The sequence below is a fragment of the Nocardioides pacificus genome (genome assembly GCF_054775955.1).
Genome location: NZ_BAAHCI010000004.1, coordinates 213,015 through 227,122 on the forward strand (window position 1 = coordinate 213,015; position 14,108 = coordinate 227,122).

15 protein-coding genes and 1 tRNA gene are annotated in these 14,108 nt (G+C 69.7%); 9 read left to right on the forward strand and 7 right to left on the reverse strand.

The annotated features are described in order from the left end of the window. Positions 1-115: 115 nt before the first annotated feature. From ACYU7L_RS02175 to ACYU7L_RS02185, 3 genes are all read left to right on the forward strand, one after another. Positions 116-793 carry a hypothetical protein gene (locus tag ACYU7L_RS02175; protein WP_460793542.1) on the forward strand — a complete coding sequence of 226 codons (678 nt, stop codon included), beginning with the start codon at positions 116-118 and terminating at the stop codon, positions 791-793. Positions 794-931: 138 nt separating this feature from the next. After that, positions 932-1,342: an MmcQ/YjbR family DNA-binding protein gene (locus tag ACYU7L_RS02180; protein WP_460793543.1), complete on the forward strand. Its 411-nt coding sequence runs from the start codon at positions 932-934 to the stop codon at positions 1,340-1,342. A gap of 83 nt (positions 1,343-1,425) precedes the next feature. After that, positions 1,426-1,499 (forward strand) — tRNA-Gly (locus ACYU7L_RS02185). Between the two features lie 16 nt (positions 1,500-1,515). Here ACYU7L_RS02185 and ACYU7L_RS02190 read toward each other — a convergent pair. Continuing rightward, positions 1,516-2,988: an amino acid permease gene (locus ACYU7L_RS02190; RefSeq protein ID WP_460793544.1), complete on the reverse strand. Its 1,473-nt coding sequence runs from the start codon at positions 2,986-2,988 to the stop codon at positions 1,516-1,518. Between the two features lie 220 nt (positions 2,989-3,208). Here ACYU7L_RS02190 and ACYU7L_RS02195 point away from each other — a divergent pair, with 220 nt between their 5' ends. Next, on the forward strand, positions 3,209-3,976 hold the full coding sequence (locus tag ACYU7L_RS02195) for an AfsR/SARP family transcriptional regulator (RefSeq protein ID WP_460793545.1): 768 nt from the start codon (positions 3,209-3,211) through the stop codon (positions 3,974-3,976). Here ACYU7L_RS02195 and ACYU7L_RS02200 read toward each other — a convergent pair. Beyond that, positions 3,874-4,677, reverse strand: coding sequence for a hypothetical protein (locus ACYU7L_RS02200; RefSeq protein WP_460793546.1), 804 nt, complete (start codon positions 4,675-4,677; stop codon positions 3,874-3,876). The genes ACYU7L_RS02195 and ACYU7L_RS02200 overlap by 103 nt on opposite strands. 112 nt (positions 4,678-4,789) lie before the next feature. On the opposite strand from ACYU7L_RS02200, the gene ACYU7L_RS02205 reads away from it, so the two are divergent. After that, on the forward strand, positions 4,790-5,458 hold the full coding sequence (locus ACYU7L_RS02205; protein WP_460793547.1) for a hypothetical protein: 669 nt from the start codon (positions 4,790-4,792) through the stop codon (positions 5,456-5,458). Between the two features lie 23 nt (positions 5,459-5,481). On the opposite strand, the gene ACYU7L_RS02210 is transcribed toward ACYU7L_RS02205, so the two are convergent. Next, on the reverse strand, positions 5,482-7,095 hold the full coding sequence (locus ACYU7L_RS02210; protein ID WP_460793548.1) for a sensor histidine kinase: 1,614 nt from the start codon (positions 7,093-7,095) through the stop codon (positions 5,482-5,484). Between the two features lie 228 nt (positions 7,096-7,323). Here ACYU7L_RS02210 and ACYU7L_RS02215 point away from each other — a divergent pair, with 228 nt between their 5' ends. Further along, complete coding sequence (locus ACYU7L_RS02215; protein ID WP_460793549.1) at positions 7,324-8,319, forward strand: AraC family transcriptional regulator; 996 nt, start codon at positions 7,324-7,326, stop codon at positions 8,317-8,319. A 15-nt stretch (positions 8,320-8,334) separates the two neighbouring features. On the opposite strand, the gene ACYU7L_RS02220 is transcribed toward ACYU7L_RS02215, so the two are convergent. Beyond that, positions 8,335-9,453 carry an NAD(P)H-dependent flavin oxidoreductase gene (locus ACYU7L_RS02220; protein WP_460793550.1) on the reverse strand — a complete coding sequence of 373 codons (1,119 nt, stop codon included), beginning with the start codon at positions 9,451-9,453 and terminating at the stop codon, positions 8,335-8,337. Between the two features lie 46 nt (positions 9,454-9,499). Here ACYU7L_RS02220 and ACYU7L_RS02225 point away from each other — a divergent pair, with 46 nt between their 5' ends. Next, positions 9,500-10,324 carry a crotonase/enoyl-CoA hydratase family protein gene (locus tag ACYU7L_RS02225; protein ID WP_460793551.1) on the forward strand — a complete coding sequence of 275 codons (825 nt, stop codon included), beginning with the start codon at positions 9,500-9,502 and terminating at the stop codon, positions 10,322-10,324. Between the two features lie 10 nt (positions 10,325-10,334). Here ACYU7L_RS02225 and ACYU7L_RS02230 read toward each other — a convergent pair whose 3' ends face one another. After that, a complete protein-coding gene (locus ACYU7L_RS02230) occupies positions 10,335-11,246 on the reverse strand; it encodes a hypothetical protein (RefSeq protein ID WP_460793552.1) in 912 nt (303 codons plus the stop codon). Then, positions 11,243-11,767: an RNA polymerase sigma factor gene (locus tag ACYU7L_RS02235; RefSeq protein ID WP_460793553.1), complete on the reverse strand. Its 525-nt coding sequence runs from the start codon at positions 11,765-11,767 to the stop codon at positions 11,243-11,245. The genes ACYU7L_RS02230 and ACYU7L_RS02235 overlap by 4 nt, the downstream gene beginning before the upstream one ends. 104 nt (positions 11,768-11,871) lie before the next feature. On the opposite strand from ACYU7L_RS02235, the gene ACYU7L_RS02240 reads away from it, so the two are divergent. After that, on the forward strand, positions 11,872-12,249 hold the full coding sequence (locus ACYU7L_RS02240; RefSeq protein WP_460793554.1) for a PaaI family thioesterase: 378 nt from the start codon (positions 11,872-11,874) through the stop codon (positions 12,247-12,249). 6 nt (positions 12,250-12,255) lie between these two features. Here ACYU7L_RS02240 and ACYU7L_RS02245 read toward each other — a convergent pair whose 3' ends face one another. Continuing rightward, positions 12,256-13,164, reverse strand: a complete 909-nt coding sequence (locus ACYU7L_RS02245; protein ID WP_460793555.1) for a helix-turn-helix transcriptional regulator — start codon at positions 13,162-13,164, stop codon at positions 12,256-12,258. Positions 13,165-13,290: 126 nt separating this feature from the next. Here ACYU7L_RS02245 and ACYU7L_RS02250 point away from each other — a divergent pair, with 126 nt between their 5' ends. Next, positions 13,291-14,088: an alpha/beta fold hydrolase gene (locus tag ACYU7L_RS02250; protein WP_460793556.1), complete on the forward strand. Its 798-nt coding sequence runs from the start codon at positions 13,291-13,293 to the stop codon at positions 14,086-14,088. Positions 14,089-14,108: the final 20 nt, after the last annotated feature.

The window sequence follows — 14,108 nt, forward strand, 5'->3', positions numbered from 1 at the left end:
AGCCGAGTGCACCCTCAGCCGATGAGCGAACGGGAAGAAGCACACGGCCGAGGGCAACTCGGTCGCGGTCCAGCGCGTCTCAACGACATTCAGCCGAGCGGGGGACGGAGGCGGTGTGAGACTTGCAGGCGGTATCAGAGTCGGAGTCGGCGCCATCATCGCAGTCGTCTGCGCGGCCGGTTGTCACCTCGGACTGGCCCTCGCCGCGAACGAGGAGTCAGAGGAGCAGGACGCCCTGGGCGCTCCGGGCGCTCCGGGCCCTCCGGGCAATCTCGCCGTTGTCGACTCTGCTGGCCGCACCGAGTCGCTCGTCCTCGTCGTGGGTGGGCTCTACCCGACCGAGGGGGCAGCCGAGTCGGCCGCGCGCGCCTCCAACCAAGGCGAGCTGCAGGGGTACTACGTCGTCCCCACCGATCAGTTCGGCCTAACGGCCACCTATGCCGAGACCCATCCAGCCGAGCTCAAGCGGGTTCCTGATCTCGGATCCGCGGGACAGCAGAACCTGGTCACAGAGGACTGTGAACGCTGCTTGAGAAAGACCGCGCAGATGCTCACCTCCCGGGGAGCCCTTCCAGTCGGACAGTGGATGGCGGTCACTGCGTTCCGCACGCTCGAGGGCGCTGAGGCCTACATCTCTTTCCTCCGGCATTCGCAGCAGAGCCTCCCGCCGCTCATCGTGCAAGCAGTGCGGGTCTCAGGCTCGACCGACATCGGGCTGGGGCAGGAAGCCGACCCTGACGGCAGCGGTCCGCTTCTCGACGAGCTTCCCGACCAGGACGAACGGCAGCAGTGAGCGCTACCCGGCGTGCTCAAGGAAGATCGGCGAGTGGCTCGACGACATGACCGACGACGCCACCAGGCTCTTCCACGAGAGGGACCCGGCCACGCCCACACGTGGACTTCCGCAGTCTCCCGTTGACAGAATCGAGGCATGCCCAGAGCGCCGCGCATCGAGCCCTCCGGTGACGTGGTCGCCCGGGTCGCGTCCGTCGCCCTGACCCTGCCGGACGCCTACGAGGAAGATGCCTGGACCGGTGTGCGGTGGCGGGTCCGGACCAAGACCTTCGCCCACGTCCTGGTCGCCCAGGAGGGCTACACGTCGGCCTATCGCGACATGACCGGGGTGACCGAACCCACCACGGTGCTGACGTTCCGGGCAACCGGCGACGAGCTGATGGCGCTCGCCAACGCTGGGCCGCCGTTCTACCAGCCGCCATGGTCGCCCACCGTCGTCGGGATGGTGCTGGACGACGACACCGACTGGGACGAGGTCGCCGAGCTGGTGACCGAGAGCTACCGGTTCTGTGCCCCCCGGAAGCTGTGGGCCCAGGTGGGACGATGACGTCGCACGCTCACCCCTGACGTCGCGGCGGGCCAGGGGTTTGCCATACTACGAACGTGTCAGTCTCCTCAGAGGCTGGCTCCGCGGACGTGGTGTAGTTGCAGCACGCTTCCCTTCCAGGGAAGGAGTCGAGGTTCAAATCCTCGCGTCCGCTCCACATTCGCCGCGGTCCGCTAGGCCCGCGAGCTGAGGCGTGAGTTGCGGTAGCCGAACACGGCGTACACAACCACCCCGAGCCCCATCCACACCAGGAAGCGCACCCAGGTGCCCCCGGTCAGGTTGAGCATCAGATAGAAGCACAGCAGCACCGAGGCGGTCGCCACGGCATAGACCGCCGGCGTGCGGAACGACCGGGGCAGATCAGGGCGGCTGCGGCGCAGGACCACGACGCCCACGCTGACCACGATGAACGCGAAGAGCGTGCCGATGCTGACCAGGTTGACCAGTGTGGCGAGGTCGACCAGGCCGCCGATGAGCGCCACCGCGAGACCGGTGATCAGCGTGATCACGTGCGGCGTGCCGAACCGCGGGTGCACCTTGGCCAGTCCCCGCGGCAACAGCCCGTCGCGCGCCATCGCAAACGCGACCCGGCTCTGGCCGAGCATCAGGATCATCACCACCACGATCAGGCCGATGCAGGCGCCGATGGCGATGAGCCGTCCCATGAAGTCCAGGCCCACCGACTCGAAGGCGGTCGCCAGCGGCGCGGAGTCGCCGGCCTCGATGTCGCGGTAGTCGCGCATCCCGGTGATGACGAGGCTGACGGCCATGTAGAGCACGGTCACGATCGCGAGGGACCCGAGGATCCCTCGGGGGATGTCGCGCTGAGGGTTCCTGGTCTCCTCGGCGGTGGTGGCGACGACGTCGAAGCCCAGGAAGGCGAAGAACACGATGGAGGCCCCGGCGATCACCCCGGCGAGTCCGTAGACGGCCGGGTCGACGCCCAGCACCCAGCTGATCAGCGTGACGTCCATGAAGCTGCCGCTCGCCTCGGGAGCGGGCTCGGACGGCGGGATGAACGGCGTGTAGTTGTCGGTCGAGATGTGCCCGACCCCGAAGACGATGACGGCGGCGATGACCAGCAACTTGACCGCGACGATCACCTGGTTGATCCGGCTCGACAGCTTGATGCCCCCGATCAGGATGGTCATCACGAGCAGTGAGATCACCACCGCGGGGAGGTCGATCACGCCCTTCGACGCGGAACCCAAAGACGTGGGCACCGCGAGGAACGTCCCGTCGAAGACCTCTTGGTAGTAGCCCGAGAAGCTCGTGCTCAGCGCCGCCGCGCCGATGGTGAACTCCAGCACCAGGTCCCACCCGATGATCCACGCGATCAGCTCGCCGAAGGAGGCATAGCTGAACGTGTAGGCGCTGCCGGCGACCGGCAGCGTGGAGGCGAACTCCGCATAGCACAGGGCCGCCAGGGCGCAGGTCAGGCCAGCGATCGCGAACGAGAGCGTGATCGCCGGGCCGGAGTTGGTCTTCGCCACGGTCCCCGTCACGACGAAGATCCCGGCGCCGATGATCACGCCAACGCCGAAGATCAGCAGGTCCAGGACGCCGAGGTCCTTCTTCAACTGGTGTCCGGGCTCGTCGGTCTCGGCGATGGACTGCTCGACCGACTTCGTCCGAAAGAGATCCATGCGGAAGACGGTAGGTCAGGACGGGAGCAGCATGTCCGACGACCGCGATGTGACTCCTCTCTCGCGAATTGCGAGAGAGGATGTAACGCGATGAGCGGTTCACGGCAGGTAATGAAGGTACGCCCGCCCGCGCGGGGCCCCTCCACGAGGAGCACTCTCAGCGTCGGCTTTCCCTTCGACCACATACGGATCTCGGGCTTGACGGTAATGGATGGTCGCAATGGCCAGCGAGTATTGGATCCGGATCTTCCTTCTGGGCGACTTCTTCGTGCTGCGCCGTGATGGCGCAACGGTTTCAGATCACGAGTGGCGAACCCACAAGAACCGGGACCTGCTCAGGATCCTGGCGCTTCGCAGCGGACAGCCGACGCCGTCAACAGGCCTGACCGACAAGCTCTGGGCAGACGTCCCTCAGGATCGGGCGCGGGCAAGTCTCGGCACTGCTCTTAGTCACCTACGTGGGATCCTCGGTCCACAATGCATCCAGCGGCAAGGTGACCACGTCACTCTCAGCTCTGCATGGGTCGACGTGGTGGCTTTCGAGGCAGAAGCCAGACAGGTTCACCACGCCTGTCAGGTGGGCGACTTCAACTCGGCACTTGCGCTGGCTCAATCAGCCTCGCACCTGTACCGCGGCACTTTCCATGCTCATCACGACGACAGTGAGTGGGCGATGTCGGCGCGTGCCGCGCTCGTGAGGAGAAGACATGACCTCTCAGTCGACGCAGCTGAGGCAGCCCTGGCTCTAGGCCTGTGGAGCGACTCGCTCGACCACGCCCGCCAAGCCGTGCATCTTGATCCATGCACGGACCGCGCTCAACGGGTGTTGATGCGCGCGCATGCGAGCGCGGGCGAGATCGCATCGGCACTGCGCGCCTTCGACATCTATCGATGCCACCTTGCCCACGAGCACAACGCAACCCCATCCGCAGAGACTCTGGAGCTGCACCTGAGACTTCTACGCGGCGACGCCCATACCGAGCGCTGATCGCTGCCACTCGGGGTTGGGTCCGACTGAGACGTGACGTCGACCTTCCCCGAGCCGACGCTTCTCGGTGACCGGCGTCGACGAGTGCACGCCGCGGCCCCCAGCAAGCAGACCCCGGCGATCGCGGTGAACGCACCGGAGATCGCCTCCCACCACGGACGCGTGTCGTAGGGGCCGATTGCATAGAGGACGGCCACCAGTGGGGTCGACAGGACCAGCGACACCGCGGCCGCCAGCGTCCACCCGCGGGCAGCCGCGGCGAACCGCGCCAGCAGGACCGGCGTCATCAGGGCCCATACCAGTCCGGCAGCCTCGGCCCCGAACGGCTGTACGACGCTGCCGGCGAGCCCGGAGCGGAGGATCGAGGCGCCCATCACCCCCAGCGCCAGCACCACACCCGTCGACGCCACGACGGAGGCCACACCCGGGCGCCGGCCGGCGAGGGCCCACGGCAGCACGACGAAGGCCACTGCCAGGACCAGCAACGAGGCTCCGGCCAGCTGCGCCGCATCGCCCACCGGCTCCCACGGAGCACTGGGCGGCAGGAAGTCGTAGCGGTCGTCCTGCCGGGTGTCGCACAGTCCGCCCTCGGACTGGCCCCACGCGCAGGCACCGGCCCAGCGCTGCCACGACGCGGCGTACATCAGCCCTCCGGACACGCCCAGCAGCGCGCCCGCCGCAGCCCTGAGCGTTCGCAGCATCCTGGTCTCCCCCGCTCTCACGATCCCAGTCGTGCGGCCCAGTGTGCGACCCGCCGATGGTTCTGGGAAGGGCCACTGCCTGGCGATGAACCCGATGCGGCACCCTGTTCACATGACCATGCAGGACCCCTCGCCCGACCACGACCGCGCAGCAGATCTCGGCGAGCGCCTCGCCACCTGGCTGGAGGGGCTGCATCTCGGGCCCCACCTGGCCGAGGCGGGCCTGCCGACCTTCGAGCGGGACGCGGCTGGTCGGGCGCAGTGGACCGACCCCAACACGTTGGAGCCGCTGAGCCTCGTTCAGCTCGAGCAGCTGGATGCGCTGCTGCACCGCGACGGGTCCGAGCCCCAGCACGCCGTACCAGTCGCGCTGCTGCAGCTGGCCCGTCAGGCCCGGTTGCGCGAGGAACTGCTCGCCACTGCGTGGTTCACCTACGACACGCTGGCCGAGGCTCGGGGCGAGACGGTCGACGCCCTGCGCTTCGCCGTCACCAAGGCCGCCAACGCGCACCAACTGCTGGTGGTGCCTGCTGACGAGCGCGCGCTGGTGCCCGCCTTCCAACTCGATGCGGACCTCGACCCGCGCGACGACCTTGCTCCAGTCCTCCAGCCGCTGCTGGCGGCGGGGATCGACCCGTGGCGTGCCTGGGCCTGGCTGACCCAGCCGGCCGGGCTGATGGCCGGGCTGGTGCCGGAGCAGGCCGCCGCCGACCCCGAGACGGCCACCATGGCGCGGCGCGCCGGGTTGGCGCTGGCGAAGAAGATCAGCGACAACGCCTGAGCTGGACGGTTGGGCCGCGCGACTCAAGCGGTTGCGGCCACGGGGCGAAGGGGCAGCTCGACTGCCACAGAGGTTCCCTGCCCGGGAGCACTGGACAGGCTGACCTGGCCACCGTGGGCATGGATGATCTCCTGCGCGATGGACAACCCGACACCGAGTCCCTGGATCGCCCGGTCGCGTGCCGCCGTCGTGCGATAGAAGCGTTCGAACGCCCGGTCCTGCTCCGCGCGTGACATGCCGATGCCGGTGTCGACGATGAGCAGGACGAACGATTCTCCCGATTGCTCGAGGACGACCTCGATCTCACCGCCGCCGAGGGTGTACTTGATGGCGTTCGACACCAGGTGGTCGACCACCTGCTCCCAGGCGGCCGGGTCCAGGTGTGCCCTCACACCGGGCTGCACCCGCGTTGCCAGGGTGATGCCGGCCGACGAGGCGACGCTGCGATGTTTGGCCACGGCCTCCCGCAGCAGCGTCGAGACGTCCACCTGCTGGGTGTGGACCCCGGGTCCGTCCGCGCCCGAGGCCTGCAGCAGCTGGGAGACTCGCGAGAGCAGGACGGCCGCATTGCGCTGGGCGATCTCGAGCATCCTCGCGACCCGCTGGTCCTGGGGGTCGAGCTCCTCGGCGATCAACTCCTGGTAGCCCATGATCGAGGTCAACGGGGTGCGTAGCTCGTGAGTGACCGTCTTGAGGAACTCGTCGCGCACCCGGACGGCCTCCACGATGTCCGTGACGTCCCACCCCACCACCACGGCGCCAAGCCGATCGCCGTTGCGGCGATAGATCTGTCGGGCCGAGAGCATGACCGCGACCTGGTCCTCCGGAGGCCCGACCCAGTGGGTCTGCGGTGCCACCTCCTCGCCGCAGCGGGCCCGAGTGATCACACGCTCGCTCGCAGGCACTGGCGTGACCCGGTCCTCCAGGTAGACGTGGTTCCACAGGCCTTCCCAGGAGTCGGTCAGCCGGACCCCCACGCGCGCTGCCAACTCGTGGGCACTGGAGTTTTCCAGGATCACGTCGCCGTCATGGTCATAGCCGACGATGGCCGCACCCACCGAGTCGAGGACGGCCTGGACGAGCAGGAGCCGATCGTGGGCGAGCTCGAGCGTGCTCTCGAGCAGCGTCGACTGATCCTGCACGGTCTGCCCCCTGCGCCGCAGTCGATCCGCCACGAGCTGGGCGCCGAGGAACAGCCCCAGGGCCACCAGCGGAACCACCACGAACTGTGCCCAGGCAGCACCCGAGGACGGCGGCGATGCCTCACCCAGGTAGCCCACGCCGAGGAGCGCCGTGACCGAGAGAACGGCCGACACCGTGCCGACCCTGCCGAACTCGAAGACCAGCCAGAGGACCGGGCCGACGCCGACCAGCACCACCGAGGGCACCACTGAGACCGCCTGGACTCCGATCAGCCCCACCGCCAGCAGAGAGAGCAGGGGCATGAGGATGTGCCACCGGTGCGCGATGTCAGCCCACGGGACGACGCCGGCGGCGACCGACACAAGCGACATCAGGGTCAGCCCGACGACGGTCCATGCCGTGGGGGATACCGCCGAGCCTCCGAGCATGAGGCCGATGGCGACGATCACGGTCAGCAACAGCGTGGGCAGCTGCCACATCAGCTGGGTTCGCATGGGTGGATCCAGCTGCCGCCGCGCGTTCCTCTGGTTAGCCACTTCACCCTCATGCCAAGTCGACGAGCGCGACGTTGCCGGGTCCTCGTCCGCTCGGTGGTGGGCACGCTACGGGGCCTGTCCCGTTCCGACGCGCCGGCGCGGGCCCGAGCAGCACGCACTGCGCGAATCGCACAGGACCGTGCGCGAACCGGATAGCGCACCGCGTGGTCGGTCTAGGGTGTGGCAATGGGACGAGGGGTAGGGGGTCCAGTCGAGCAGGTCTCGACGTGGCGCACCACCGACCCTGCGGCGGCCGAGGATGCCGTGGCCCACGCCTACCAGATCTCCAACCGCCTCATGCTCCCCGCCTCGAGCGGCGACCGGTTCCACATGGAGCTGACGGAGGTGCGACTGGCCTCGTCGACGGTCGGGCTCCTGTCCTTCGATGCGGGGGCCCGGGTGGTCACCGGCGCCACCAGCGGCTTTCATGTGAACCTGACCCTCCAAGGACAGGCCGCGGGTGCGGGCAACGGCGCCGAGCCCACGACGGCGCTCGCCGGCGAAGGGCTCGCCTATGAGCCCGGCGCGGTCACCGACGCGCACTGGTCCTGCGGGTCCCGGGTCATGACGCTGCTGCTCTCCCCGCAGATCGTCGAGCGTGAGCTGGAGTCACTCCTCGGGCACAGTCTGCGTGCGCCGCTGCGTCCCGAGCCCAAGGTCGAGGCTGGCGGTCTGGCGCAGGCGCTCACCCCGGCCGTCCACCTGGTGCTGCTGCAGTTGGACCGTCCGAGCCCGGCGAGCGTGCTGACCACGGTGCAGCGCCACGTGGAGGCGCTCATCGTGGACGGCTTCCTGCTCGCCCATCGACACAACTACAGCGACGAGCTCGACCGGCCCGGGCGGGCGGCACCCCGGACCCCGATCGAGGCCGCGGCACAGCTGCTGGAGGAGCGCCCGGAGCACCCGTGGACGTCGATCACCCTCGCGGGCGAGGTCCATCTGAGCGTCCGAGCCCTGCAGGACGGCTTCAAGCGCCACTACGACCGCCCCCCGATGGCCTACCTGCGGCATCTGCGACTTCGCCGGGTCAACGCAGTGCTGGTTGCCGCGTGGCCCGGCGAGAAGACGGTCCAGGAGGTGGCTCTGCGCCACGGGATCCTGCACCTCGGGCGCTTCTCGCAGACCTACCGTCAGGAGTTCGGCGAGAGCCCATCGGCGACGTTGGCCCGACCGGCCTCCTGACCCGCCCGTTCCCCCTCAGGCCCTGGCGCTGGCATCGCGCAGCGAGGCGAGCCGGGTGGCCGTCGCCTCGAACTCGCTGACCAGATCGGCCATCACGTCGGCGACGGGGCGCACCTCGTTCATCCGCCCGACGATCTGACCGATCGGCATCGAGATGACGTCGGGGTTGCCCGACGCGCTGATCCGGCTGTGCGCCTCGGCGACGAGCAGGTTCTGCAACGGCATCGGCAGCGGCTCGGGAGCGCCCTCCTCGGCCCAGGCCTCGGTCCACTTCGTCTTGAGCAGCCGCGCCGGCTTGCCGGTGTAGACCCGGGTGCGCACGGTGTCGCTGGACGTGGCCCGCGTGAACGCCTCGGTCCAGCCGTCGTGGGACTGGAGGTTCTGGTACTCCTCCGTGCCCAGCCAGATCGAGCCGGTCCACACGCCCTGGGCGCCCAGGGCGAGCGAGGCTGCCACCTGGCGCCCCGAGCCGATGCCACCGGCGCCGAGCACGGGCACGTCGGGCCCGACGGCGTCGACGATGTCGGGCGTCAGCACCATGCTGGCCACCTCGCCGGTGTGCCCGCCGGCCTCGTAGCCCTGGGCCACGATGATGTCGACGCCGTTGCGGACGTGGTTGACCGCGTGCTTGGCGGCACCGGCGAGCGCCGCGACCTTGACGCCGTGCTCGTGGCACTTGTCGATGACGTCCTTGGGCGGGGAGCCCAGCGCGTTGGCGATCAGCACCGGGCGGTGGTTGAGCGCGATGTCGAGGTGGGAGCGGGCCACCGAGTGCAGCCAGCCGAGCACGCCGTCGCGCCCCTCGCCCTCGGGCAGCGGCGGGACGCCCAGCTTCTGCAGCGTGCGCTCGACGAAGGAGATGTGCTCGTCGGGGATCATCGCCTTGAGGTCGACCGACGTGCCCTCCGTCGGGATCTTCATCGGCATCACGATGTCGACGCCGTACGGCTTGCCGTCGGTGTTCTCGTCGAGCCACACGAGCGACTTCTCGAGCTCCTCGGGATCGTTGAACCTCACGCAGCCCAGGACGCCCAGTCCTCCAGCACGCGAGACCGCGGCCGCGACGTGCTCGGAGGGGGTGAAGGCGAAGATCGGGTACTCGATGCCGAACTGCTCGCAGATGTCGGTGTGCATGGCGCGAGACTAGAACACGTTCTTGTTTTTGACTAGACTCACCCCCGTGACCGACACCATCGCCCCCGAGACCTCGCCCGCCGCGGACCAGCCGCACTGCATCGTGGAGTACGCCGACCACAAGCTGGTCGTGACGATGAACCGCCCCGAGGCCCGCAACGCCCTGTCCAGCGAGATGCTCGCGATCATGAGCGACGCATGGGACCGCGCCAACACCGACGACGACGTGCGCGTGGTCATCCTGACCGGGGCCGGGGGCTACTTCTGCGCCGGCGCCGACCTGAAGGCGATGACGAAGAAGGCGCCGACCGACAGCTTCGAGTCCGGCGAGTTCGACCCGTCGCGCATCAAGTCGCTGCTCAAGGGCTTCCGCCTCACCAAGCCGCTGATCGCGGCCGTCGAGGGCCCCGCGATCGCCGGCGGCACCGAGATCCTCCAGGGCACCGACATCCGCGTCGCCGGCGAGTCCGCCAAGTTCGGCATCTCCGAGGCCCGCTGGAGCCTCTACCCGATGGGCGGCTCCGCTGTCCGCCTCGTCCGCCAGATCCCCTACACCGTCGCCGCCGATCTGTTGCTCACCGGTCGTCACGTGCTCGCCCCGGAGGCCAAGGAGATCGGGCTCATCGGACACGTCGTCCCCGACGGAACGGCCCTGTCGAAGGCGCACGAGATCGCCGACCAGATCGCGGCCAACGGCCCGCTCGCCGTCCAGGCCATCCTCAAGACGATGCGCGACTCCGAGGGCAAGCACGAGGACGAGTGCTGGGCCGACGACGCCAAGGTGGGCGCCGCGGTCTTCGCGTCGGCCGACGCCAAGGAGGGCCCGCGCGCGTTCGCGGAGAAGCGGAAGCCGAGCTTCGAGGGTCGCTAGTCCTGAGAGATCACGGGTTCGGGGTGACGCCCTCGGTCGTACCGCACGAGAGGTTCTCGCCGTCCAGCGACCAGGCGGGGCAGCCGTTCTCGCCCGGTGGGGGCAGCGGCATCACCAGGACCGGGTCGGCTCCGATCTCGGCCAGGTCGGCGATCGGGGTGGCGAACCCGGCGCCGGCGGGGTCACGGTCGATGGCCTTGACCACCTCGGACACGTAGGTCACGAGGGTCTCGGACTTGACGACCTTCACGGTGTGGTCGAACCAGAGCCGGTCGAGTCTGAAGTCGGCGAGCCGCGCGCCGTCCACGACCATCCAGCCCCCTCCCCGCATCGGCCGCAGCGCCTCGAGCTTGCTGATCACCACGTCCCCGCCGTCGGTCCGCTCGACGGCGCACTCCAGGTAGTAGCCCTCCTCCAACCCGCTCGCGCAATACTTGTCGGGGTCCCCCTCGGCCTCCCCTCGTGCGTGGCTGATCGACACCGACCAGGAGTGCTCGCGCGCGCCGTACTCGACGCTCAGTCCGCTCGCCTTGTCCCAGTGCTCCTCGGGCAGGTCGTTGTGCTGGCTGTCGAAGGCCGTGAACCGGGAGGCTCCCAGGTCGGGCACGCTGCGGTCGAGGACCTCGCGCACCCGCTCGTCCATCAGGGCGGGCATCTCGCGGGCGTCGTACGACTCCAGCGCGGCTGCCGAGGCGGGATCCATCACCTGCTCGGCTCCCGCAGGTGCCGCGTCGCGCGAGGCGAGCGGCACGACGACCGCACCGATGAGGCCGAGGGCGGCCAGGGATCCTCCCGCCAGGGTGATGCGAGAACGGCGGCGACGGCGACGCCCCTCGGCCAGCGCGACGTCCGGCAGTGGGAACGCAGGCTCGTCGCGGGTGACGTGGTCGCGCAGCAACGTGGCGAGGTCGTCGTTGGTCATCGGTCTTCCTCCGGCGTGTAGGGAGCGGATCGGCCCGGAAGAGCGGGCTCGAGGTCCGGCAGGTGGCGGCGCAGTGTGTCGAGGGCGCGGGAGGTCTGGCTCTTGACGGTCCCCTCGGCGATGCCGAGCACGCCACCGACCTCGTGGACCGACAGGTCGTCGAGGAAGCGCAGGGCGATGATCGCGCGCTGCCGAGCAGGCAGCAGCGCCAGCGCCTGGCCCAGGTCGAGAGGACTCTCGGCCGGCTCGGCGTGGGCCGGGCCGTCGAACAGGGTCGCGACCGAGGTCTCGGGCGGTCTGCGGCGCAGGTGGCTCAGGCACTCGTTGACCACGATCCGACGGGCATAGGCCAGCCGGGTCGCCTCGCGGGTGCGACTCCACGCGGCGTACAGCTTGGCCATCGCCTGCTGGGTCAGGTCCTCGGCCAGGTGCCAGTCCCGGACGACGACGTACGCCGTCCGCCGCAGCCCCGGGGCGTGGGCCGCGAAGAACTCGGTGAACTCCTGATCGCGTCTCGTCACACCTCTCCTACGCCGGGTGGGGGTCGCCAGGTTCGCATCCGGCGAAAATGGGTGTCACCGGGACCGCCACGAGTCGAGCATGGGCGGATGGGTACTGCCGTCGCGTGACGGACACTGACAGCGACCATGGATTCCTCGCGCTCATCGGCGCTGCTCCCCCGGAGACGGGCGAGGGACGGGCGACGCTCGAGGTCGACGTCGACGAGCGCCACCTCAACCCCGCGGGCACCGTGCACGGCGGCCTGCTGGCCACACTGGTGGACACCACGATGGGTGCTGCTGTGCGCAGCGCCGTCGACGGGGAGACGCCGGCAACCAGCCAGCTCAGCATCACCTACCTGCGTCCCGGGAGGCCCGGGCGGCTGCGGGTGACGGCCACCGTGCGCAAGCGCGGTGAGCACCTGACGGTCTGCGAGGCCGACGTCGAGCAGGAGGGCCGGTCGCTGGTCGACGCGCTGGCGACCTTCGCGATCGTGGGCTGACCCTCGTCAGGCAGTGCCCCGGTAGTCGGTGGGACTGCAGCCGAAGCGCGCCCGGAACGACGTGTTGAACGCCGTCACCGACCCGAACCCCGACGCGTGCGCGATGTGGCTGATCGTGTGGGCGCGCCAGCCGGGATCGCGCAGCCGCGAGGCAGCCCGCTCGAGCCGCTGCGTGCGGATCATCTCCGCAGGGCCGGTGCCGGCCGCGCGCATCGCCTTCTGCAGCGATCGCAGCGACCAGCCCAGCCGCGCCGCCAGCTCGGTCGGGCCGAAGCCGGCCTGGTCGGCGTGCTCACGGACGATCGGCAGGGCCTGGGCGCCGAGGTCGGTCGGCGCGTCGCGAGGCAGCACGAGTGCCGCCGCCTCGCACGTCCGAACGAACGAGTCCGCATCAAGGTCGGCTCGTTGAGCCGCCACCTGACGCAGCATCGCGGCGAAGACCGCACCCGGGCCCGTCACGAGGTCCCAGATCACCGGGCGGTCCAACGACTGCGCCGGCCACCAGCCTCGTGGGAGGTTGAGGATCAGAGCACGAGCGTGTCGGTCCTGCTCCAAGGAGAAGCCCCGCTCCATCGACACGGTGCCCGCCCGTCCCGGAGCCAGGTCGTGGCGCTCTCCCGACGCCACGATCCGCAGAGAGCCGGCGAGGGGTAGGACCACGCGCAGGCTGTCGTCACCGTCCCGGTCGACCGCGTCGGCGCGGCGGTGATAGGCGATCGCCTCGGACCAGAACTCGACGAGCTGGACGCCGCCGCAGCGCTGCACCAGCGTCGTACCGACGAACGCCGGGGCGGCCCCGAACTCGAGCTCGAGGAGGCCGTGGTTGTCGCTGACGTGCTCGCACCACGCCCGGGTGCGCGCCTCCGGGGCCAGCAGGCGCGTGTCCGTGGCCCCGGTCACGTAGCCGAGCGTCATGTCGCAGCCCTGCATGAGCGTGCGTGCATCCGTCCTCCTCGTGCGCGAATCGGTGAGACCCACCCCGAGCGGTGTGACTAGCGTCGCATCGTACGGGGACTCACCCAAGCGCTAGGAGCACAAGTCATGGAGCACGTGGACGTCAACGGCACTCGACTCGCCTATGTCGACCAAGGGCCGAGGGACGCGGAGGTGGTGCTGCTCAGCCACTCGCTGTTCTTCGACCTCACCATGTTCGACCCGCTGGTCGCCCTGCTGAACGACGCGGGCTACCGCACGGTCGCCTACGACCACCGCGGGCAGGGCGACAGCGCCCCGGGCGCGCACCGCGACGAGCTGTCGATGGACCACCTCGCCGAGGACGCGGCGGCGCTGATCAGTGCCCTGGGCATCGGGCCCGTGCACGCCGTCGGCAACTCCATGGGCGGCTTCGTCACCCTGCGTCTAGCGGCTCGCCACCCTGAGCTCGTGCGCACGGTCGCCGCGCTGGGTGCCTCGGCCGAGGAGGAGCACCAGCTCGCGGAGTTCGCTCCTCTGGTGGAGGCGCTCGGCGAGCACGGCGGGGCTCCCGCGATCGACGTCCTGCTCCACATCATGTTCGGTGACGCCTCGCTGGCCGCGGGGGGCCCGATGATCGACCACTGGCGCGCCCGGATGTCGGCGCTGGGCCCCTCCATCGGCGATGCCGCACACCAGGTCATCCATCGCACCCGCATCGTCGAGGAGCTCGCCGGCTGCGCGGTGCCGGTGCTGGCGATCGCCGGCGACCAGGACCACGCCTACCCCCAGCCGATCTCCGGGGTCAACATCGCTCAGGCGGCCGGTGGCCGCGAGGCGACCGTCGCCGATGCGGGTCACTCAGTGGCGCTGGAGAAGCCGCAGGAGACTGCGCGGCTGCTGCTGCCCCACTTCGCGTCGGTCTGAGGTCCGACCCTCGGCGATCC